The 21,186-nt window shown below is 71.1% G+C and carries 16 protein-coding genes and 1 tRNA gene; 3 read left to right on the forward strand and 14 right to left on the reverse strand.

Going from position 1 to position 21,186, the window contains the following annotated elements; genetic code table 11:
• Positions 1-67 precede the first annotated feature (67 nt).
• Positions 68-544, forward strand: coding sequence for a hypothetical protein (locus tag ACIRPX_RS27020; RefSeq protein WP_404199606.1), 477 nt, complete (start codon positions 68-70; stop codon positions 542-544).
• Here ACIRPX_RS27020 and ACIRPX_RS27025 read toward each other — a convergent pair.
• From ACIRPX_RS27025 to ACIRPX_RS27055, 7 genes are all read right to left on the reverse strand, one after another.
• Positions 534-1,319 carry a glycosyltransferase family 2 protein gene (locus ACIRPX_RS27025; RefSeq protein WP_404199609.1) on the reverse strand — a complete coding sequence of 262 codons (786 nt, stop codon included), beginning with the start codon at positions 1,317-1,319 and terminating at the stop codon, positions 534-536. The two genes, ACIRPX_RS27020 and ACIRPX_RS27025, sit on opposite strands and share 11 nt — an antisense overlap.
• Before the next feature lie 182 nt (positions 1,320-1,501).
• A complete protein-coding gene (locus ACIRPX_RS27030) occupies positions 1,502-5,698 on the reverse strand; it encodes a hypothetical protein (RefSeq protein ID WP_404199612.1) in 4,197 nt (1,398 codons plus the stop codon).
• A gap of 373 nt (positions 5,699-6,071) precedes the next feature.
• Entirely contained in the window at positions 6,072-6,719 is a 648-nt protein-coding gene (locus ACIRPX_RS27035; protein WP_404199615.1) for a DUF4232 domain-containing protein, read from the reverse strand.
• Between the two features lie 185 nt (positions 6,720-6,904).
• On the reverse strand, positions 6,905-7,681 hold the full coding sequence (locus ACIRPX_RS27040; RefSeq protein ID WP_404199618.1) for a hypothetical protein: 777 nt from the start codon (positions 7,679-7,681) through the stop codon (positions 6,905-6,907).
• 233 nt (positions 7,682-7,914) lie between these two features.
• Positions 7,915-7,988: transfer RNA gene (locus ACIRPX_RS27045), tRNA-Pro, on the reverse strand.
• Between the two features lie 34 nt (positions 7,989-8,022).
• Positions 8,023-8,808 (reverse strand): Pr6Pr family membrane protein, encoded by a 786-nt coding sequence (locus ACIRPX_RS27050; RefSeq protein ID WP_404199621.1) that lies wholly within the window; start codon positions 8,806-8,808, stop codon positions 8,023-8,025.
• Between the two features lie 95 nt (positions 8,809-8,903).
• A complete protein-coding gene (locus ACIRPX_RS27055; RefSeq protein WP_404199624.1) occupies positions 8,904-9,830 on the reverse strand; it encodes a metallophosphoesterase in 927 nt (308 codons plus the stop codon).
• A gap of 94 nt (positions 9,831-9,924) precedes the next feature.
• Between ACIRPX_RS27055 and ACIRPX_RS27060 the strand changes: the two genes are divergently transcribed.
• Positions 9,925-10,392 carry a GatB/YqeY domain-containing protein gene (locus ACIRPX_RS27060; protein ID WP_404199627.1) on the forward strand — a complete coding sequence of 156 codons (468 nt, stop codon included), beginning with the start codon at positions 9,925-9,927 and terminating at the stop codon, positions 10,390-10,392.
• A gap of 298 nt (positions 10,393-10,690) precedes the next feature.
• Here the strand turns inward: ACIRPX_RS27060 and ACIRPX_RS27065 are convergent, their stop codons facing one another.
• From ACIRPX_RS27065 to ACIRPX_RS27085, 5 genes are all read right to left on the reverse strand, one after another.
• Complete coding sequence (locus tag ACIRPX_RS27065; protein WP_404199630.1) at positions 10,691-11,191, reverse strand: hypothetical protein; 501 nt, start codon at positions 11,189-11,191, stop codon at positions 10,691-10,693.
• 54 nt (positions 11,192-11,245) lie between these two features.
• Positions 11,246-11,992 (reverse strand): hypothetical protein, encoded by a 747-nt coding sequence (locus ACIRPX_RS27070; RefSeq protein ID WP_404199633.1) that lies wholly within the window; start codon positions 11,990-11,992, stop codon positions 11,246-11,248.
• Positions 11,989-12,480 carry a hypothetical protein gene (locus tag ACIRPX_RS27075; RefSeq protein ID WP_404199636.1) on the reverse strand — a complete coding sequence of 164 codons (492 nt, stop codon included), beginning with the start codon at positions 12,478-12,480 and terminating at the stop codon, positions 11,989-11,991. The genes ACIRPX_RS27070 and ACIRPX_RS27075 overlap by 4 nt, the downstream gene beginning before the upstream one ends.
• 11 nt (positions 12,481-12,491) lie before the next feature.
• A complete protein-coding gene (locus ACIRPX_RS27080; RefSeq protein ID WP_404199639.1) occupies positions 12,492-14,702 on the reverse strand; it encodes a glycoside hydrolase domain-containing protein in 2,211 nt (736 codons plus the stop codon).
• 798 nt (positions 14,703-15,500) lie between these two features.
• Complete coding sequence (locus tag ACIRPX_RS27085) at positions 15,501-17,786, reverse strand: transglycosylase domain-containing protein (protein WP_404199642.1); 2,286 nt, start codon at positions 17,784-17,786, stop codon at positions 15,501-15,503.
• A gap of 408 nt (positions 17,787-18,194) precedes the next feature.
• Between ACIRPX_RS27085 and wblA the strand changes: the two genes are divergently transcribed.
• Positions 18,195-18,533, forward strand: a complete 339-nt coding sequence (gene wblA / locus ACIRPX_RS27090) for a transcriptional regulator WblA (RefSeq protein WP_037783411.1) — start codon at positions 18,195-18,197, stop codon at positions 18,531-18,533.
• A 37-nt stretch (positions 18,534-18,570) separates the two neighbouring features.
• Here the strand turns inward: wblA and ACIRPX_RS27095 are convergent, their stop codons facing one another.
• On the reverse strand, positions 18,571-19,923 hold the full coding sequence (locus tag ACIRPX_RS27095; protein ID WP_404199644.1) for an ArsA family ATPase: 1,353 nt from the start codon (positions 19,921-19,923) through the stop codon (positions 18,571-18,573).
• A complete protein-coding gene (locus ACIRPX_RS27100; RefSeq protein ID WP_404199647.1) occupies positions 19,920-21,038 on the reverse strand; it encodes an ArsA-related P-loop ATPase in 1,119 nt (372 codons plus the stop codon). The genes ACIRPX_RS27095 and ACIRPX_RS27100 overlap by 4 nt, the downstream gene beginning before the upstream one ends.
• Between the last annotated feature and the right edge of the window lie 148 nt (positions 21,039-21,186).

Genomic DNA, 21,186 nt, shown 5'->3' on the forward strand with positions numbered 1-21,186 from the left:
TGACGGACCGTCAGTTATCGTCCCCTGCTGTCCGGCTTCCAAACGGGTGAGTGAAGGGCTGAACGCAGTGGCGACGACGACACCTCCCCCCAGTCCGCAGCCGACCGGGGACCCCCGCTGGGTCGCGCTGTTCCACGGGTCCTCCCCGGGAACCTGGCGGGTGTGCGCCGAGTCGCCGCACCGCGCGCCCGTGCAGTACGCGCTCGGCGAGATGGCCCAGACCGTGCGGGCGCGCGGCGGCACGCTCGCGGTGAGCCTGTGGGGCCCGCAGGACGGCGCATGGCGGCGCTTCGACGTGCAGGCCGCCGCCGCTCCCGTCCCCCGGCCGCCCGCCGGCCCCGAGGAGCCGAGCCGTCTCTCGGAGCGCATGGACGCCCGCAAGCGGCAGGTGCTCATGGCCGGACTGAGCAAGGCGGGCCTCTACGACCTCGCCTCCGACGACCACACAGCCGTACAGGCGCTGGTGGAGCGGCTCGACGAGACGACGGTGCGCCGGGTGGCGGGCTGGCTCGCCGCCGCCGGCGGCGGGGCGGTCAGTCCGTGAGGGGAGGGTGCGGGCGGAACTCCGCGAGGGCCCTCGCCCGCGCCTCCACCACGGTCATCCGCGCGGCGCGCTCGGCCGGGTCCATGTGCGCCGCCCGGCCGGTCACCTGCCCGTCCCACTTGCGGTAGAGCAGGCCCGTCCCGCGGGAGAACCAGCCCCGGCTCACGGCGTTCAGCGCGAGCAGCAGACCGGTGTCCTCCGACGCCGGCAGGGCCATCCATCCGCCGAGGGCCAGCAGCAGGTCCCGGCGGACGCAGAGCGTGGCGGGGTGCACCTGGGCGCGGAAGTCGTTCGCCCGCCAGAAGTCGAGCAGGGCACCCCGCTCGATGGGCCCCTCCTCCGGGTCGCCCGGAAAGCCGGCCGTCGAGCCGTCCGGCAGCAGGTCCAGCGCTCGCGACGTCGTCCACCCGATCTCCGGATCGCCTTCCAGCACCGCCAGATCACGGGCCAGCGCGCCGGCCGGGAGCAGGTCGTCGGCGTCGAGGATCTTCACGTACGGGCCCTCGGCCCGGGCGAGTGCCATGGTGCGGGCGACACCGGGGCCGCCCGGCCGGCCCTGCCGGAAGCTCACCCGCGCGTCGTCGGGGACGTGGCCGCGGACCTCGTCCGTCGCGCCGTCCTCCTGGATCACCCAGTGCCACGACCAGCCCGGCCACAGCTCCTGCGCGCAAAGGGACTTGTACGCCTCGGCCAGGAAGCCGGCCGAGGGGGCGTGCACGGCGGTGACGACGGCGATGCGCCGGTCCACGGCGGCGCTCACCACCTTTCCGGGCATGTGGCGGACATGCGAAGACCCGGTCGCTGGCGACGGGGGATGCACCAGCGACCGGGCTGAGGCCCAGCCTAACAAGGCCGCACGCGTGGCGGGAGTCGGCGGCCCGTCTCCGGCCCGTGGTTGTGGCCGGAATCACGAGTTCCCGTCGATCAACTCACCATTGTCGTAACGGAGTTGACACTTTAGTCGCCGCACGGAGGCCGGTACGAAAGCCGCGGCAGGTACTCGTGCCACTTCTGCGCCGTCAGCACCCCGTGCGTGGTCGAGCAGATCCGCCGGACGGCGTCGTCGGGCTCCAGGCTCCACAGCCGTACGGTGTCGGCGCCGCTGGAGACGCCGAGCATGTGGCTGCGCGGGCTGAAGGCGAGGAAGTTGCCGGTCTTGGCGTTGGGGCTCATCGACTGGCCGATCGGCCTGGCGCCGGAGGGGTCGGACACGTTCCACAGGCGGACGGTGTTGTCGTTGCCGCCGCTGGCCAGCGTGTGCCCGTCCGGGCTGTACGTCAGCGACACGACCGCCTCGGTGTGACCGGTGAGCGGCGAGCCCAGCCGCGTCGTCCTGGCCGGATCGGTGCTGTCCCACAGCCGGACCGTGTCGTCGTCACCGCCGCTCGCGAGCGTGTGGCCGTCGGGGCTGTAGGCGAGCACGTTGACCGGTCCCGCGTGCCACTTGAGCGGCGCGCCGACCGGCGCCGTGTGCGCCGGGTCGGTGACGTCCCACAGCCGGATGGTGCCGTCGGCGCTGCCGCTGGCGAGGGTGTGGCCGTCCGGACTGAAGTCGAGGGCGTTGATGTAGCCCTTGTGGCCGGTGAGCGGGGCGCCGTACGCGACCACGTGGGAGGGGTCCCCGACGTTCCACAGCTGGAAGGTGTGGTCGGTGTAGGCGGTGGCCAGGGTGCGCCCGTCCGCGCTGAACGCCAGCGCGTCGGGGCCCATGAACCGGGTCCGGAGCTCGATGGGCCGCCCGTAGGGGACCGGCCGGGCCGGGTCGGCGACGTTCCACAGGTGCACCGTGCGGTGCCCCGTGAGTACCGCGAGGGTGCGGCCGTCGGGGGAGAAGACCGTCTCCCCGCCGCCGTCCGCGTGCTTGAACGGCCTGCTCAGCGCCACCGGCCGGCCGGGCTTCCGCACGTTCCACAGCCGGACCGCGCCGTCGCGGCCGACGGTGGCGAGCACCTTCCCGTCCGGCCGGAACCGCCCGGTCCGGCCGATCATGTCCGCCGTCGGGATCGACCACAGGCGGACCTTGCCGTCACCGCTTCCCGTGGCGAGGGTCCGGCCGTCGGGGCTGAACCCCAGCGCGTACATCTCGCCGCTGCTGCCCGCCAGCGGCTCGCCGACCTGCGAGGGGTAGGCCGGATCGCTGACGTTCCACAGGCTCGCGGTGCTGTCGGCGCTCGCCGCGGCCAGCTGCTCCCCGTCCGGGCTGAAGTCGACGGACCAGATGGGGCCGGTGTGCCCGGTGAGGGGCGGGCCGATCTGCGTGGCGCGGGCCCGGTCGGACACGTTCCACAGCCGTACGGTGTCGTCCGCGCTGCCACTGGCCAGGGTGTCGCCGTCCGGGCTGAAGGCCACGGAGTGCACCAGGTCGGTGTGGCCGGTGAGGGGCGGGCCGATCTGCGTGGCGTGCGCCGGGTCGGACACGTTCCACAGCCGTACGGTGTCGTCGTCGCCGCCCGTCGCCAGCGTCCGTCCGTCGGGGCTGAAGGCGACCGAGCGCACGGCGGCGGTGTGGCCGGTGAGGGGCGGGCCGATCTGCGTGGCGTGCGCCGGGTCGGACACGTCCCACAGGCGCGCGGTGCGGTCCTCGCCGACGGAGGCCAGCGTGTGCCCGTCCGGGCTGAAGGCGATCAGGTAGATGGTGCCCTTGTGCCCGGTCAGCGGCGCACCGAGCCGAACGGGCCGGGCCGGGTCCCGTACGTCCCACAGCCGGATCGTCCCGTCGTCGCCCGCGCTGGCGAGGGTGTGCCCGTCCGGGCTGAAGACCGCGCTGCTCACCCAGCTGGTGTGGCCGGTGAGGGGGCTGCCGAGCGGCTTGGGCCGGCTGCGGTCGCGCACGTCCCACAGCCGGACCGTCCGGTCGTAGCTGGCGGTGGCCAGGAGCTTCCCGTCCGGGCTGAACGAGGTGAGGTAGACGGCGCCGGTGTGGCCGCTCAGCGGGGTGGCCAGTGGGGCGTTCACGATCGACACCAGCCGGCTGTTGGCGTCCTGGTCGCCCGGCCGCAGCCGGTGCGCCACCAGGTCGAGCTGGGCGGAGAGCGACGGATCGGTGTACTGGACGCGGTCGGCCTCGGCGACCACCTGCTCGAAGACGGCGTCGTTGCGCTGCTGCCAGGCGACGACCGCCGCGCCGACGGCCAGGAGCGCGAGCACCACCAGGGCGGAGACCGCGCCGCGGCTGATCCACACCGTGCGTCGGCGCAGCCTGACCGAGGCGGCCAGGAACTCCACCGCGCTGCGGGTGAGGAAGGTGTCGCCGCCGTCCTTGGCGGACTTCGCCCAGGTGTGGGCCTGCTCCAGCCGCGAACCCCGGTAGAGCAGCGACGCGTCGCGGTCCGAGCCCTCCCAGGCCCGGCCGTCCTCCTCCAGCCGCTGCCGCAGCAGGTTGTCGTTGCGGTCCTCGTCGATCCAGTCGCGCAGCCGCGGCCAGGCGTGCAGCAGCGCCTCGTGGGTGATCTCCACGGTCTCCGCGTCGAGCGTCACCAGCCGGGCGCGCACCAGCGCCTCCAGCGACTCCTCCGTCTTGTCGGGGTCGGTCGACTCGTCCGCCAGCTGGCGCCGGGTGCCTCTGCGGCGGGTGGCCTGGGTGTCCTCGCTGAGTCTGACCAGCCGCAGCAGCAGCAGCCGCGCGGCCGTACGGGCGGGCGGATCGAGGCTGGACCAGGCCCGCTCGGCGGTCGCGGCCACCGCGCCCTGGATACCGCCCGCGGCGCGGTAGCCGGCCAGCGTCAGCCGCCCCGCCTTGCGCCGCTGCCAGGTGGCGAGGAGCGCGTGCGAGAGCAGCGGCAGCACGCCGGCGTCGTGCGCGCCGCGGGGTCCGTCGGCGCTCACCTCGCGCACGATCAGCTCCGCGAGACCCGGTTCGAGTTCCAGCCCGACGGCCTTGGCCGGACCGTTCACCGCGTCACGCAGCTCGGCGGTGGTCAGCGGCCCGAGCACCATGTGGCGGTGCTGCAGCGCGTCGGCCAGCTCGGGGTGGGCCAGGCACTGCTCGTAGAAGTCGGCACGGATGCCGAGGACCACCAGCACCGGGGCCGGCTCCTCGGGGTGCGCGGGCGTGCACGCGGCGTGCAGGATCCGCACGAACAGCCGCCTGCTCGCCTCGTCCGGACAGAGGGTGAACGCCTCCTCGAACTGGTCCACGATGACCACGGGACGGCCCCCGGACGGCGCCTCACGGCGGGCCCACCGCGCGAAGGCGTCGCGGACGGCGCGTTCGTCCTGGTGCGCTTCGTCCCTCGCGTTTCCCCTGGTCCCTGCGGTCTCCGCACGCGGCGTACTCCCGGTGCTCTCCGCACGCGGCGCACTCCCGGTGCTCTCCGCACGCGGCGCACTCCCGGTGCTCTCCGCACGCGGCGCACTCCCGGTGCTCTCCGCACGCGGCGTACTCCCCGTGCGCCCCGCACGCGGCGTACTCCCCGCACGCTCGGTGCTCTCCGTGCTCCCCGTGCTCTTCGCGAGGGCGGGACCGAGTTCGGGAATCCTCCGGGTCAGCTCCCCGACGGGGTCCGCTCCCGGTACGAGCTGCAGCACGCCCCGCGGCTTGTTGCCGCCGCCCAGCGCACCGCTCTGCACCGCGGTCGCGAGGCCCGCGTGCAGCAGCGAGGACTTCCCCGCGCCGGAGGCGCCGACGAGCATGACCAGGCCGCCCGTCCCCTCCGCCGCGAGCAGCTGGTCGACGAGCGCTCCGGTGCTCCGGGTCCGGCCGAAGAACCAGCGGGCGTCCTCCTGCCGGTAGGAGGCCAGGCCCCGGTACGGACACACGACAGGGGCGTTCGGGGCCTCGGCGGTGGCCTCCTCGGGAACCGCCGCCGCGGGCCGGTCGCCGGCCGGGTCGGCCACGGCGCGCTCCCACAGCCGCTGCCAGTGGCCCAGGTCGTAGAGGCCGGCGGAGACCGGCGTGGACCGGATGCGCCGGGCCTGGGGGATGAGGACGTGCAGCACGGCGGCCAGGGCGGCGAACTGCGCCGGCACGTTCTTGGCCCGCCGCCAGTCGCTGATGCGCTGTGCGGAGACCCGTACGGGCCGTCCGCGCTCGTCCACCCGCTGCAGCTGTACGACCGCCTCGGCCACGCGCGCGAGGGGAGGGTTGCCCGCCTCCTTGTACAGCAGAGCGAGCCGCTCCGCGAAGGCCGTACGTGCCCCTGAATCGGAACCCACGGCCTCCACTCCTCACTTCCCTCGCGTGTGTCCATCCGGACCGGAAAACTCACTTTATACGGCTGACCTGCGGCTTAAGCCTCCGGACCGGAGCCGGAATCTCCTCAGCGAGAGCCCCGGCTGGCAGGATCGCGACGCAAGGGCGAACCACCGCCGCGCCGTCCGCGCAGGCCATCAGCTCAGCGCCCGGAGACACAGCCCAGGACGCCGAACGTTCTCGGTCAGCTTCAGCCCATGGTGCCGAAGCTGCGGAAGAGGCGGCGTCGGCCCCACCGCTGATCTCTTCGCTCGAGTCCGAAGGCCGTCCGCACCGTTCGGCGCCGGTCCCCACGAGGGGAGGGACCGGAGCCGGACGACGCGGCGCGGACGGTTGTCAGCCGCCGTTGCCCGCCCGGAAGACCGTCAGGTTCGCGGCTTCGGAGACGGGTACCGCCCCGCCCGTCCAGTCCACCTTCACCGGCTCCTTCTCGTCCGGCGGTGTGATCAGAATCCCGGCGGGCGTGGCCGTCTTCGCGCCACTGATCTCAGGGTTGCCGAAACTCAGCCCGGCCCAGGCGCTGCGGCCCGGCGCCAGCGTGATCTTCACCGCGCTCCCGGCGGCCCGCCGGGGATCCGGCCCCACCTGCCGGCCCGAACCGTCCACGAAGGCGGCGCCCGGGTAGCCGTCGAGGGTGCAGGTGGTCCCGGAGAAGTTGGTCACGACCAGCGGAAAATTCTCCTGCCCGGCCCCGGGGTCGTTCCGCCCCACGTGTCCACGCAGCTGGGAGGCGTGACAGCGGGTGCTGCCGCCGCCGCTCCCCGCGGCGGAGGTGTCCTGCGTGCCCTGCGCCGAAGGGGCGCCGGCGGGAGTGGTCGGGGCGGCCTGGGACGCCGTGGCCGAGGTGTCGCCGCCGCCGTGGTCGGCACCGCCGGTGCCGCCACCGCCGCTGCCCGAACCGCCGCCGCACGCGGTGAGCAGCCCCAGAGCGGCAGCCGCCCCCACCGCGACAACACCCCGCCGTGCCCTCAGAAACATGTCCATGCGCTCCTCACAACTCGCCGCCCGGAAGGGACGTGTGCGTGCACGGGCCGATTGCACCCGCTGCTCCAGTCCGATGCACGGAGGGGCGAAAGAGTTCGCACGAGTTTTCTGAGCAAGGTGAGGGACGAGCACCACGGGTGGTCCGGGGGTAAGGGACGAGCACCACAGGAGGCCCGGGAACCTCGCTACGCCGGCAGTCGGCGTACCACGTCGGCGTCCGTCACCTCGTACACGTCTATGCGCAACAGTTCGCGAACATGCGCCGGGACGCGTGCCGCGGCCTTCACGGACGAGGACGGCACCACCAGGGCGTACCGCGTGTGGGGTTCCTGGCGCGTCATCCGCCGCAGCAACTGCCCGTAGGCGATGTCGGCGTCGACTCCCTTCTCACCGGTCCGGCCCTTCGCCTCGCAGATCAGCCGCTCATCGCCACGTACCGCTTCGAGGTCGGTCCAGCGGTCCGTGGGATCGACCGGTGTCCATCCCCCGGCGAGAAGCCAGGTACGGAAGGCGTCGGTGACCCGGTCCTCGTCGCTGCGACGTGCCAGGATCTTCTTCACCGCGGCGAGGTCCGACTCCCGGTCACGGCGCAGTCGTCCGCGACCGTCCGCGTCGAGGTCGGCCGGCCGGATCACGACCAGCCGCAGCCCGTGCGCGGGAATCTCCGCATCACGCCGGGCGTCGTACAGTGCCCGCTGCTCGCCGCGGTGGACCCCGCTGACCGTGAGCCGGTCGGGCTTGTCGAAGTGGGGCATGGGCCGGTCGTGCTGGAGTTCCCGGTACTCGACCACGAGCTGGTGGCCGGGCCAGTAGGCGTCGACCGGCAGCTTGGCACGTCGGCCGCCGGCCCCGGGGTCGCCCTGGAGCCAGTCGAACTTGTGCTGGGTGAGCGCGGTCTCACCGAGCACCTGGTCGCACAGTCCGACCACGTACGCCTCGTCACTGCCGTCTCTGGTTCCCATGGGGCGCATCATGCCGGCGTCCGCCTTGGTGCCGCCGTGGAACGTCGGCCCAAGTAGGCGGAACAGGTGCCCCGTTGGGCTGTGGAGTACCTCGCGGAGTGACTGAGGGGCCGAGCTGCTGCCGGTTCGCAGACGGCGAACTCGGCTCCCAGAGGGCTCCCAAGACGGCCCCCACAACCACTCAGAGGCCTGACCCGCACTGCGGATCAGGCCCCTGACCTGGTGTTTCACTGTCGGGGTGGCGGGATTTGAACCCACGACCTCTTCGTCCCGAACGAAGCGCGCTGCCAAGCTGCGCTACACCCCGATCGTCGCCGCTGCTCGCGGCGACGTCGTTTACTTTAGCCCACGGGTGGCTGGAGACGAAATCCGGTTTTGCGGCGGGGGCGGACCGGGTTGGGGCGGGCGTGGTCGAGGGCGACCAGGAGGACCGCGAGGCCGTAGAAGGCGAGGCCGAGCAGGAGGGCGTTGGCGAGGACGTTCTTGTAGCTGTGGAGGTCGACGTCCAGGAACGGGTAGAGGTAGCGGCCCGGGGTGCCGGGCGGGATCAGCTCGCCCCTCGCGAAGGAGAACAGCAGGTAGGCCAGCGGGTAGAGCAGCCACGTCGCGGCCTGGCGGAGGTGGAGGCGGCCGCGGGGTGTCAGCAGCAGCCAGTCCAGCAGGGCCGCGGCCGGGACCGCCGTGTGCAGGATCTGGTTGCTGATCCACTGCCAGCCGGTCAGGGCGGTCGTGGTGCCCGTCATGGCGAACACGGGGGAGGAGCCGGCCAGGAGCAGGTGGTAGACCAGCCCGGTGATGGTGATGTAGAGCAGCGTCGCGCCGGTCCACGCCGAGGGGAGCGGACGGCGGGCCGACCAGGCGCGGCGGGCCGAGAGGGCGAGGACCAGGGCCAGGAGGATGTTGCTCTGGATGGTGAAGTAGCTCAGGACCCTCACGGGGCTGCCGAGGAGCAGGTCGATGGTGACGCCCGCCGCTGCCGCCAGGGCGACCAGCAGGCGGTACACGGCGGCGAGGGGACGGCGTACGGGAGTCACCACCGCGGCGGCGGGGACGGCGGAGGGCAGCAGCGAGGGAACCCCGGAGAGTGCGGGAAGGTCCGGGATGTCCCTGGGTATCGGGGCGGTCATGCCCTCAAGTTAGGCAAAAGGGGCATATGCCGCTACGCGGGTGGGCCGCGCGGGTTACTCCACCCCCGGCCGGACCGCCGACGGCCTCCCTGGCGTCAGTCCCGGCTCACCAGCGTCAGCAGCGACGCCTCCGGCGGGCACGCGAACCGTACCGGCGTGTAGCGGTTCGTGCCGCAGCCGGCCGACACGTGCAGATAGGACGTGCGCCCCTCCGCCGAGTGCGTCGACAGGCCCTTCACGCGCTCCGTGTCCAGGTCGCAGTTGGTGACCAGGGCGCCGTAGAAGGGGATGCAGAGCTGGCCGCCGTGCGTGTGGCCCGCGAGGATCAGCGGGTACGCGTCGGCCGCGAAGGAGTCCAGTACGCGCAGGTACGGCGCGTGCACCACGCCCATCGAGAAGTCCGCCGCGCCGGACGGGCCGCCCGCCACCTGGAGGTAGCGGTCGCGCTTGATGTGCGGGTCGTCCAGGCCCGTCAGCTCCACCGAGACGCCCTCGACCTTGAGCGTGCCGCGCGTGTTCGTCAGGTTGAGCCAGCCCGCCGCGTCGAAGCCGTCCCGCAGGTCCTCCCACGGATTGTGGATCGCGCCGACGACCGGCGGGTTGCCGTTCAGGCCGTGCCGCCGCTGGGCCTTCTCCAGCAGGTAGCGGGCCGGGTTGCGGAACCTGGGGCCGTAGTAGTCGTTCGAGCCGAAGACGTAGGCCCCGGGGAACTCCATCAGCGGGCCCAGCGCGTCCAGGACCTCCGGCACCCCGTCCGGGTCGGAGAGGTTGTCGCCGGTGTTGATCACGAAGTCGGGCCGCAGGCCGGCCAGCGAGCGCAGCCAGCGCTGCTTCTTGCGCTGCCCGCCGACCATGTGGATGTCGGAGACCTGGAGGATGCGCAGCGGCTGCATCCCCTCCGGCAGGACGGGGACCGTCACCCGTCGCAGCCGGAAGGAGCGGGTCTCGAAACCCGCCGCGTACACCACACCGGCGGCGCCCGCCGCCGCGATTCCCAGAGGTACTCCGTATCGAGCGCGCATACGTCCATCGTGTCAGACCCGAAGACGCTCCCGAGCCTCACGGCCCCCTAAATCAACGGGCATCGGGCCTTGTGCACCTGCGACAATCGGTGCCATGACCACCACGCTCAAGTCGAAGCTGCAGGAAGACCTCAACGCCGCGATCAAGGAGCGCGACGAGCTGCGCTCCTCCACGCTCCGGCTGACGCTCGCCGCGATCACCAAGGAGGAGGTCGCGGGCAAGGAGAAGCGCGAGCTCTCCGACGACGAGGTGCTGAAGGTGATCACCAAGGAGGCGAAGAAGCGCCGTGAGGCGGCCGACGCCTTCGCCCAGGGTGGCCGGCCGGAGAGTGCCGAGCGGGAGAAGGCGGAGGGCGAGGTGCTCGCCGCGTACCTGCCCAAGCAGCTCGGTGACGAGGAGCTGGAGCGGATCGTCGCGCAGGCCGTCGAGGAGGCCAGGGCGGCCGGAGCCGAGGGCCCCCGCGCGATGGGGGCCGTCATGAAGATCGTGAACCCGAAGGTGGCGGGCCAGGCCGAGGGCGGCCGTGTCGCCGCGGCGGTGAAGAAGCTGCTGGCGGGCTGATCGGCCTGCCCGACGCGCACGACGAACCCGACGGACCCGACGGACCCGACGCGCACGACGGACCCGTCGTGCGCGCCGGGCAGCCGTGTGCCCGGCGTGGGCGAGGCCGGTCGATCCCGTCATCGGTGCGGTACCCCGGCGGGACGCCGCCTCGGGCGCCCCGGGGGCCAGGGGCGGCGCGGCCGTCGAGGCCGTCGAGGCCGCCCGCCGGACTCCTGCGCTCTTCCGGTCGCGCCGGCCGCCCGCCGGCCGCGTGGGCCGTCAGTACCCGGTGGGCCACCGGTACCCGGTGGGCCTGTCAGTACCAAGGGGTGCAGCGGGTGTCCCCGTCATCGGTGTCCACGCAGGCCCGCATCTCGTAGGTGGAGGGGTTGTAGTACATCGGGGTGCGTGTGTAGTAGTAGTTCGTCCCCGACGGCACCTTCGCGGTCCACCCGGACGCGCCGCCCTTCTTCTCGCCCAGCCGCCAGTAGCAGGTCGAGTGGCTCTTGGTGCAGCGCTGGACGTACACCGACCAGTTCTGCTCGTTGGATCCGCTGATGTACCACAGGCGGCCCCAGCTGTACTGGTCCCCGTCCGTCTTCCCCCATCTCAGCTCGTACAGGAACGAGCCTCCGGCGTCGTAGGGGCCGTAGGGGCTGACCGGGCCCGACTGCCAGGTCTGTATGTTCGGGTCGTGTCCGTCGCAGCCGAAGCCGGCGCAGCTCGCGGCGTAGGCCGAGCTGGGCAGCGAGATCACCAGGGCGATCGAACTCAGCAGGGCGCCGAACAGGACGCCGAGCCTGGATCTCAGTTTCACGGTTCTCCTTGGTCGATGCGGGGAAAGTGGTGCACGGACGCGTGCGGGTCGCCCTCAGGCGGCCGTACGCCGCTGGTGGCGGCGGAGTTTCTCGGCGGCCTTGCGCCGGCCGGTGGCCAGGACGTCGACGGGGGCGCCGGCGCCTTGGCCCGGGGTGGCCTTCCAGTCGCGGAGCTTCTCGACCACCGCGGAGAGCCGGGCGTCGCCGGGCTTGACGTCGACGTAGAAGAGCGACTCGTCCACGTGGCGGTCGTCGCCGCCCCAGCGGACGACGCCGTCGAGCTCGGCGAGGATGTCGCGCACCACCTGGAGCTGCGCGGTGAAGAAGCCGCCCTTCACGCCGGACGGGTAGAAGCCGGGACGGATCTGCAGGGCCGTCCCGGACGCCTGGTTGGACTCCGGGTGCCGCTTGTTCACCGTGTCCGGGGCGCGCCAGCCGAGGACGTCGCCCGTGCGGAGCTGGTCGATCTCGTAGTGGAAGCGCTGCACGACGTGGGTGAGGACGGTCTCCACGTCGCCGATCCTGACCTGGACGCCGTCGAGCGGAGTGCCGGGAACGGGTCTGGTGTAGACGTGGCCGTGCGCGTCGGCGGTCTTCTCCATCTCCCATCCGTTCCTGGAGAACTCACCGCTGAGGACCTTCTTGTTGCGGGCCTGGGCCTTGCGGATCGACTCGCGCAGCCGGCCGACGTCGGGGCCGGGAGTGGCGGCGTGGGCGGGTGAGGTCAGCAGGGAGGGGAGGCACGCCGCCGCGGTGACGGCGGCGGTCCGGGCGAGAAGGCTCCGGCGTGAGAGGGTCATGAATCGCCTTTGCTGCTGGGAGGGGTGGGCGAGGTGCGGGTACGGCGCTCCGCGTCGGCCGCGGAGAAGATGCCGCAGACGACCCCGGCCAGGCCGAGTACGGCGGTGGCGGGGTTGACGTAGCCGGGCACGGTCGAGGTGGTGTAACTGCCGCCGCCGGAGAGCCGGCACTCGAAGTCGAGCGGTACGAAGCCGACGTGGTAGTCGACGACATGGACCGCCCGGTCCGGGTCGGCCTCGCGGCACGGCCGGATCGGGGACGAGCCGGTGCCGCCGTCCTCCGCGTCCAGGACCGCGAGGCCGGCGTGGGCCATGCCCCATGCGTACACGCCGACGGCCGCGCCGCCCAGGACGAACGCCGCGGCACGCAGGGCCTGGCCGGGCTCGCGCCTGGCCGAACTCAGCGCCTTGCGCAGGCCGCGGAGGACGAGGACGAGGGCGGTGGCGGTGCCGGCCAGGAAGCCGGCGAAGAGGACGAGTGCCAGCATGGCGGGCTCCCTCAGGAGTTGCGGGAGATGGAGTTGTACTTCTCCATGATCTGGTAGAGGCCCATGCGGTAGACGTTGTCGGACTCGGCCTGGTCGCCGAACCCCTGGTAGCGGCGCAGGATTTCGAAGATCTCGCTCTGCGTGTAGTCGAGCCGCATGGAGCGCAGCGGGTCCTCGTCGTGGTCGCCGCCCGGCTTGCCCTCGGAGTCCCACAGATGGACCATGCACACGGTCCGCAGGTCGAACTCCTCGTCGTCGTACAGCTTCTTCCAGATCGAGTAGAGGGCGTCGTCACTGCCGGGGTCGGTGACGGAACCGGTGGTGTAGCCGCGGCTGATGCAGTAGTTCCAGGCCCACGCCGCGGTGATGCCGCGGCACTGGCCGATGCCCGTGGAGGACTCGATGAACTTTCCGGTGGTGTTGTAGGTGGTGATGACGAGGGCGTCCTTGCTCTCGTCCTCGATGCCGATGTGCCGCATCTCCCAGTAGGCCGAGGCCTGGATGAGGGCCTTGCGCATGTTGTAGCGCTGGGACAGCTCGGTGATCAGCTCGTCGTGGTCGACGACCGTGCTCTGGAAGCACTTCCAGTGCTGGTAGGTCTTGGTGCCGCCGTCCAGGGGGAAGCCGATGGACTCCATGTACGTGCCCACGTCGGTCTGCATCGAGGAGACGACCCCCGCCGACAGCAGTGTGTCGGCCTTCAGGGTGCGGGGTGCGTCGAACGACCCCTGGCCGGTGTCACGGCCCGAGGCGACATCGATGTCGATGTTGAGGGCGCCGTCCCCGGAGCCGATGTCGCGGGTGACGATCTGGTCGTAGGCCCAGTCGGGCGGCAGCGGGTAGCCGAAGTTCCCGGAGAACCCGGACGACATGTCGGAGACGAAGGAAGCGGTCGAGTGCCCGGCCTCGGCGACCCGGGTGCACACGTTGCGCGGCCCGTACACGCCGATCCGGTAGCGGTTCCCGTCGTCGGCGATGGCGTCCTGGATGCCCTTGAAGTGCGGGAGCACGTCGTCGGTGACCTGGTAGTCGAGGGCGTCGAAGTCGACCGCGAAGAAGATCCGGGTGCCGGACTTGAAGCCGTGGTCGAGCGCCGCGTTCACGGCCGCCTGCGCGTCGGAGCGGCCGGCGGCGTAGCTGAAGCCCGACGCGTCGCGCCCGTAGGTCTGGTAGATCGGGAAGCAGCGCAGCCCGTTGTCGGCGATCGTCTGGAGCTCTCCCGGCTGGATCTCCTTCTCGGGCAGGCTCTTGGTGCTCGGATTGATCAGATACCGGCCGACGTAGGTGATGCCCGCCGCCTTCAGCGAGCGGGCCCGGGCATCGGTGATCATGGTGACGCCGTCGCACGCCGCGCCCGAGCGTTCCTGGTCGCCGTACGACACCAGCAGGGAGGCCCAGGTGGAGAAGTCGCCCTTCCCGGTGACGGGCAGTGCGGCGAAGGACTGGAAGTCGCCGACCGCTGTGGCCAGGGCGGAGGTGTAGCTGCCGGTGAAGGCGACGGGCCACTGGTTGAGGACCATGGCCGCGGAGAACAGCTGCACCCATACCCCGGCGGAGCCGGTGGACACCGTGTGCTCCTTCAGGCCGGCCCGGGTGCCGGGGCCGAAGACGCCGTTGGCGACGCCGTCCGCCATGCCGAGCGCGTACTGGACGGCGAACAGCATGGACTTGGCGACGTCACGGGAGTGGTGCCCGTCGCACGGGATGATGAAGAAGTCCTGCCGGCCGACGTACTGGCCGTTGAGCCACTGCTGGATGCTGCGGATCGTCTCCGAGCCGCTGTTGACGGTGACGTAGGCGTCCATGTTCAGCAGGCCCTTGAACACCTTGGGCGTCAGGTCGCTGCCCGGGAAGGCCGCGTCGACGCCCATGTTGGCCTTGAGCTTGGCCATCGCCGCCTCGACGCGGGAGTTGTAGATGCCGTCGATCTCGCCGCCGTCGTAGCCCTTGCAGTACAGGCCGGACTGGATGATGCGGCAGAAGTCGGCCGAGGGGACGGTGGAGGCGTTCAGCGTCGGGTACTTCGACCCCAGTACGGACAGCGTGGTGGGCCCGAAGTTGTTGGACAGGGCGCTGATGCCCAGTTCGTACTGGAGCGCCCTGGTCAGCGCGTACATCGTGTTCCAGCCGGTCACACCGTCCTCGGTGACCGTCATCCCGATGCGGTCGCCGTAGGTCTCGTTCACGAACCGCTGTGCGCGCAGCACCATGTCGTCGGCCATGCGCTTACTCCTGTCGGTGGTCATGGAGGCAGGACCGGACGGCGCGGTGGTGCGGGAGCCGGGGTCCGGTCGTGCCGGGAAGCGGGCAGCATCAGGTCCCCTGCCGGCAGGCGGCCGCGCGGGCCGTGCAGCAGGGTGCTGGACCTGGATCTCAGGCGGAGGAAGCGCCGACCGCCGTGGCGGGGACGGCCGTTGGTGGAGGCGGAGGTTGCGGGTGCCCGGTACGCACGGCGAACCGGGCCGCGGCACGCCCTATCATCGGGTGGGAACGCATGGGGTCAGCTCCTGTCGCGTTCTCGTGCGAGCGTCCCGGTGCATGGTTGGGAGCCTGGGCCGGGACGCCGCGCGGTCAAGAGGACGAACGGCCACGCCTAAGGCGTCGGGCCGACGTGAGAGAGCGTTCTGTCGCGTTCGTGTCGCGGTGGAGTCCACGGCGATGCACAGCAATCCACAGGTCCCCCCTCCCGTAGGCGCGGGTGCCACTCGGCTGGTCACGCCGGGCACACCGTTCAACACGGAATTTTTGCACTCTGCATACGTGCTTGATCAAGTCCGGTATGGAGGGAACGCGGCCGGTTGGCTCCATATGTGGATCACTTCGTGATGCGACGGTGACCTGGATGTTGCGGAGCGTGTGTACAACCCTCAACGCCGTTCGGCCGTCCGCGCGTTGCCCGGCCGGGCGGAGGTGAAACGCGCCGTGCGGGTGGCGCCGGCCTGGCGCCGGCGCCAGACCGGGGACGAGCCTCCTGCGGAGGCCAGGAGGCCAGGAGGCCAGGAGGCTACGAGGCTACGAGGTCAGCCGCGCCGCCCTCCGTTGCCGTTGCCGCCGGTCTGGCCCTGGAACAGGTTGTCCGGGACGGAGAAGGTCGGTGTCGGGAAGGTGCCGCCGCCCGTGGCGCCGCCGTTGGAGTTGCCGCCGTTGACCAGACCGCCGATGAGGCCGCCGTTGGCGTTCCCGCCGTTGTCCCCGTTGTTCCCGTCGTCGTGGCCCTTGCCCTTGCCCTTGTTGCTGTCGGGGATGTCGATGAGGTTGAAGGACTCCGTGGGCTTGCCCTCCAGGGCGCCGGTCATGGCGTCCTTCCAGATCGGGCCGGGCGTGTCGGCGCCGTAGACGAGGTTGTGGTAGACGCCGCCGATGGAGATGTTGCGCATCTTGACGTCCTGCTTGGCGCTGCCGACCCAGACGGCGCCCGCGAGGTTGGGCGTGTAGCCGACGAACCAGGCGTTCTTGCGCTTGTCGGTGGTACCGGTCTTACCGGCGCTCTCGCGGTCGGTGAGGCCGGCCTGCTGACCGGTACCGGAGTCGACCACACCGCGCAGCAGCGTGTTGACGGTGTCCGCGGTCTTCTCCGACATCGCGCGCGAGCAGGTCGACTTCGGCACCGGCAGCGACTTCTTCTCGCTGCCGACCTTCTGGGAGATGGACTCGATGGCCACCGGGGTGCAGTAGACGCCGCGGTTGGCGAAGGTGGCGTAGGCGTTGGCCATGGTCAGGGGCGCGATACCGGTGGAGCCGAGGGTCATGGAGGAGGGCACCTCCGGGATCTTGTCGCCGTTGCCCTGGACCACGCCCAGCTTGTCGGTCATCTGCACCACCGGGCACATGCCGATGTCCGCGACCATCTGCACGAAGTAGGTGTTGACCGACTTGGCCATGGCCTCCTTGAGGGCGTAGGGGCCCTTCTCGGAGGGGCTCTCGTTGCTGAGCGTGTAGCCCCGGTCGTTGACCCAGGGCCTGCCGCTGCACGTCTGGACCGACTTCGGATACGGCATCTCGTAGGGCGCGGGATAGACCTGCGTGGCGGGCTTGCCCTGTTCGATCGCGGCGGCGGCCAGGAACGGCTTGAACGTCGATCCGGTCGGGAAGCCGTAGTTGGAGCCGCCCAGGCTCGCGCCGACCGAGTAGTTGATCTCGGTCTCGTTCTTGGCGTAGCCGTACGGCTTGGACTGGCCCATCGCGATGACCTTGCCGGTGCCCGGCTCCACGATGGTGGCCGCCGCGGCGACCTTGTCCGACTTGTAGACGTGGTCCTTGAGGGAGGCCTGCACCGACTTCTGCGCCTGCGGGTCCAGGGTCGTGCGGATCGTCAGGCCGCCCTGGTTCCAGACCTTCGCACGCGCCTCCTTGGTCTTGCCGAAGACCGGGTCGCTGAGGAAGACCTGCTCGACGTACCTGCAGAAGAAGCTGGCGCCCTTGACCGCCGTGATGCAGCCGTTCTTCGGCTTGCTGGGCTTCAGGCTCAGCGGCGTCTCCCCGGCCTTGTCGGCCTGGGCCTGCGAGATGTCGCCCATGTCGGCCATGCGCTGGAGCACGACGTTGCGGCGCTTGGTGGCCTCCGCCTCGTCGTTGACCGGGTCGTACCGGGTCGGCGACTGGACGATGCCCGCCAGGAGCGCCGACTCCTGGAGGTTGAGGTCCTTGGCGTGCTTGGAGAAGTAGCGCTCGGCGGCGGCCTCGACGCCGTAGGCCTGCTCACCGAAGAACGTGATGTTCAGGTAGTTCTCGAGGATCTTCTTCTTGCCGAGCTCCTCCTCGACCTGGATCGCGTACTTCAGCTCCTTGATCTTGCGGCCGAGGGTCTGCTGGGTGGCCTGGGCGACCTTCGTCGGGTCGTCGCCGGCCTCCTCCACGAAGACGTTCTTCACGTACTGCTGGGTGAGGGTCGAGGCGCCCTGGGCGACGCCGCCGCTCTGCGCGTTCTTGTTCAGCGCGCGCAGGATGCCCTTCAGGTCGACTGCGCCGTGCTGGTAGTAGCGCGAGTCCTCGATCGCGACGATCGCCTTCTGCATGTACGGCGAGATGTCCTTGAGGTTCACCACCGTGCGGTCACGCGAGTAGACGGTGGCGATCTGGCCGCCCTCGGCGTCGAGGATGGAGGTGCGCTGGCTCAGCGGGGGCGTCTTGAGGTTGGCCGGCAGCTCGTCGAAGCTCTCCACCGATCCCTTGGCCGTGAGTCCGAGCGCGCCGACGGCGGGCAGCGCGATGCCCGCCAGCACCGCACCGGCGAGCACACTGACACCGAGGAACTTGGCGGCCTGCTGTGTCGGCGACAGACCACCGCCCGAGCGCTTCTTTGGCATGGGGGCAGCCTACGTTCTCATTCGCCGGACACGCGTATATGCCTTGGCCTAAGCTGCTCACAACTGTCACAGCAGTAGGGCCACGTATCAATACGTCCGGCGACCCCGAATCGTTCCGGAGGTTCCCCAACTTTTTTGGCGGGGACGTGTCCGAATCCGCCTCGTGTGTCAGTTGCCGCCCGTTGTGACTCATGAGAACTGTCCTGGTTTGCCGGGAAGGTCACGCATGTCACCAGCTCACTCCCCCGGGTGATCTGCCGCTTACGCATAGTCCGTTCGGGCCATTCAAGATTGGGCCCGAAGGGGGTGTTGCGCTGTGCCCGCCTTCCGTAACGTCCTCAACTGGCAGCGGTGAATATGCCGCTGCCGCCGTGGGGGAGCCTCGATTCGGGAGAGGACGGCGCCGGTATGGGCTGGGTAACCGACTGGAGTGCGCAGGCCGCCTGCCGCACTACCGATCCGGATGAACTGTTCGTGCAGGGAGCGGCGCAGAACAGGGCCAAGGCGGTGTGCACCGGATGTCCGGTACGCACTGAATGCCTGGCTGATGCGCTGGACAACCGCGTCGAGTTCGGCGTGTGGGGAGGCATGACGGAGCGCGAGCGCCGCGCACTGCTGCGCAGGCGGCCCACCGTGACCTCCTGGCGCCGGCTCCTTGAGACGGCTCGTCTGGAGTACGAGCGCGGAGTGGGCATCCTGCCGCTCGACGACGACCAGGTGTACGAGAACTACGCGGCGGTGAGCTGAGGCCACCCCGCTGCACGGGGCGGCCTCCGGCGCATGCCTAGGGCAGCTCGGGCCGATCGGCCGCGAGCCGGTCCCCGATGTCCCGCAGTCCCGCGAGATCGTGCACATCGCCGGGCAGCGCGGCCACTTCGGCCACCGCCACCTCGGGGTGGCGCGCGGTGAAGCGGTCACGCGTGCGCTGCTCGCGGGAGAGCAGCTGCATACGCTCGGCATGCAGCCTCAGCAGGCCTGCGGTGAGCCGCTCGACGCCCTGGTCCTCCTGATCCGGACCGGGGGAGCCGGGCTCGGACGGGGACGACTCGGCGGGCGCAGATGCGGGAGATTCTGAACTGCCGTACGGGTCGGGAGAGTTACGAAGTCCAGCTTTCCCGCCGTCCTGATCGACAATGCGGGGCTCCACAAGATTTTCCGCGGCGGCGAGCGCCCGCTCGGCCGACAGCCGGGCGGCGCCGCTGCCGTGGACGCGGTTGAGCACCAGACCCGCGAGCGGCATCTCCTCGGCCGCCAGCCGCTCCACGAAGTACGCGGCCTCACGCAGTGCGTCCCGCTCCGGCGCCGCCACCACCAGGAACGCCGTCCCGGGCGCCTGCAGCAGCTTGTACGTGGCGTCCGCGCGCGTGCGGAAGCCGCCGAAGGTCGTGTCCATCGCGGCCACGAACGTCTGGACGTCCTTGAGGAGTTGGCCGCCGAGCAGCTTGCCGAGCGTGCCGGTCATCATCGACATCCCGACGTTCAGGAACTTCATCCCGGCGCGGCCGCCCAGCTTGGCCGGCGCGGTGAGCAGCCGGATCAGCCGCCCGTCCAGGAACGAGCCCAGCCGCTTCGGGGCGTCCAGGAAGTCGAGCGCGGAGCGGGACGGCGGGGTGTCGACGACGATCAGGTCCCACTCGTCACGCGCCCGCAACTGCCCGAGCTTCTCCATCGCCATGTACTCCTGCGTGCCCGCGAAGCCGGCGGAGAGCGACTGGTAGAAGGGGTTCGACAGGATCGTGGCGGCCCGCTCGGGGTCCGCGTGCGCCTCGACGATCTCGTCGAAGGTGCGCTTCATGTCGAGCATCATCGCGTGCAGCTCGCCCGCGCCGTCGGCACCCTTCACCCGGCGCGGGGTGTTGTCCAGCGAGTCGATACCCATGGACTGCGCAAGCCGGCGCGCCGGGTCGATGGTCAGCACGACCACCTTGCGCCCGCGCTCGGCGGCCCTCAGGCCCAGCGCCGCCGCGGTGGTCGTCTTGCCGACGCCGCCCGAGCCGCAGCACACCACGATCCGGGTCCGCGGGTTGTCGAGCAGCCGGTCGACGTCGAGCACGCGCGCGGGGGAGAGGTGGTGACGGCCGCCGTCCTGGTCGGCTGCCCGGGAGCCGTGCCGCTCCGCTGCCGGGTCCGGACTCATGACATCCCCTGCTTCCGCAGCTCGGTGGCCAGCTCGTACAGCCCCGCCAGGTCCATGCCCTCGGTGAGCAAGGGCAGTTCGTGCAGCGGCAGGCCCAGCTCGCCGAGCACCGCGCGCTGCTCGTGCTCCAGTGCGTGGCGCTCGCCGTACTCCTCGGCCTGCTCCAGCAGGGGGGTCACCAGCTTCTCGGCGTTCCCACCCCGGCGGGCGCCGCCGAGTCCCGCCGACGACAGGGCCTTGGCCACTGCCGAACGGGGCACGCCCCGTACGAGTTCCAGCTCTGCCGCGTCCAACACCTCGGGGCGCACCATGTTCACCATGATCCGGCCCACCGGCAGCCCCGCGGCCCGCAGCTCCGCGATGCCGTCCGCGGTCTCCTGGACGGGCATCTCCTCGAGGAGCGTGACCATGTGCACGGCCGTCTCCTTCGACTTCAGCACCCGCATCACGGCCTGCGCCTGATTGTGTATCGGGCCGATCTTCGCCAGGCCCGCCACCTCGTCGTTCACGTTCAGGAAGCGGGTGATGCGGCCCGTGGGGGGCGCGTCCATGACGACGTAGTCGTAGGCGAACCGGCCGCTCCTGTCCTTGCGGCGGACCGCCTCGCACGCCTTGCCGGTCAGGAGCACGTCCCTGAGGCCCGGAGCGATGGTGGTGGCGAAGTCGATCGCGCCGAGCTTCTTCAGGGCTCTGCCCGCACCCCCGAGCTTGTAGAACATCTGGAGGTAGTCCAGAAGGGCCAGTTCGGGGTCGATGGCGAGGGCGTACACCTCCCCGCCACCCGGAGCGACGGCGATCTTCCGCTCCTCGTAGGGCAGCGCTTCCGTCTCGAAGAGCTGCGCGATGCCCTGGCGCCCCTCGACCTCGACGAGAAGCGTCCGCTTCCCCTCGGTCGCGAGGGCCAGCGCGAGAGCGGCGGCGACCGTGGTCTTTCCGGTCCCGCCCTTGCCGCTGACGACCTGGAGCCTGCTCACGCCTTCGAGCCTAACCAGTCCGTGCACCAACCACGCGACAGCCTGTGGACAACTCGACCACCGGCGGTGGCCGGGCCGCGTCGCACGGCCTGTCCCCGGGCGTTCACGTCCGGCGCGGAAGCGCTTCTCGGGCGGCCTCACGCCCCTGCCGGGCCGTCCCGGCGGCGAACGCCCCCCAGCGCGCCCGGTGCGCCGCACCCTGGCTCGCCGGTCCGGTCCCACTCCCGCTGACCCGGCCGTGGGACCGGCGCGTATAGCCTGCAACGTGAAGATTCGTACCGCTGACCAC

The organism is Streptomyces sp. NPDC101225 (genome assembly GCF_044767585.1).
Taxonomy (GTDB): domain Bacteria; phylum Actinomycetota; class Actinomycetes; order Streptomycetales; family Streptomycetaceae; genus Streptomyces.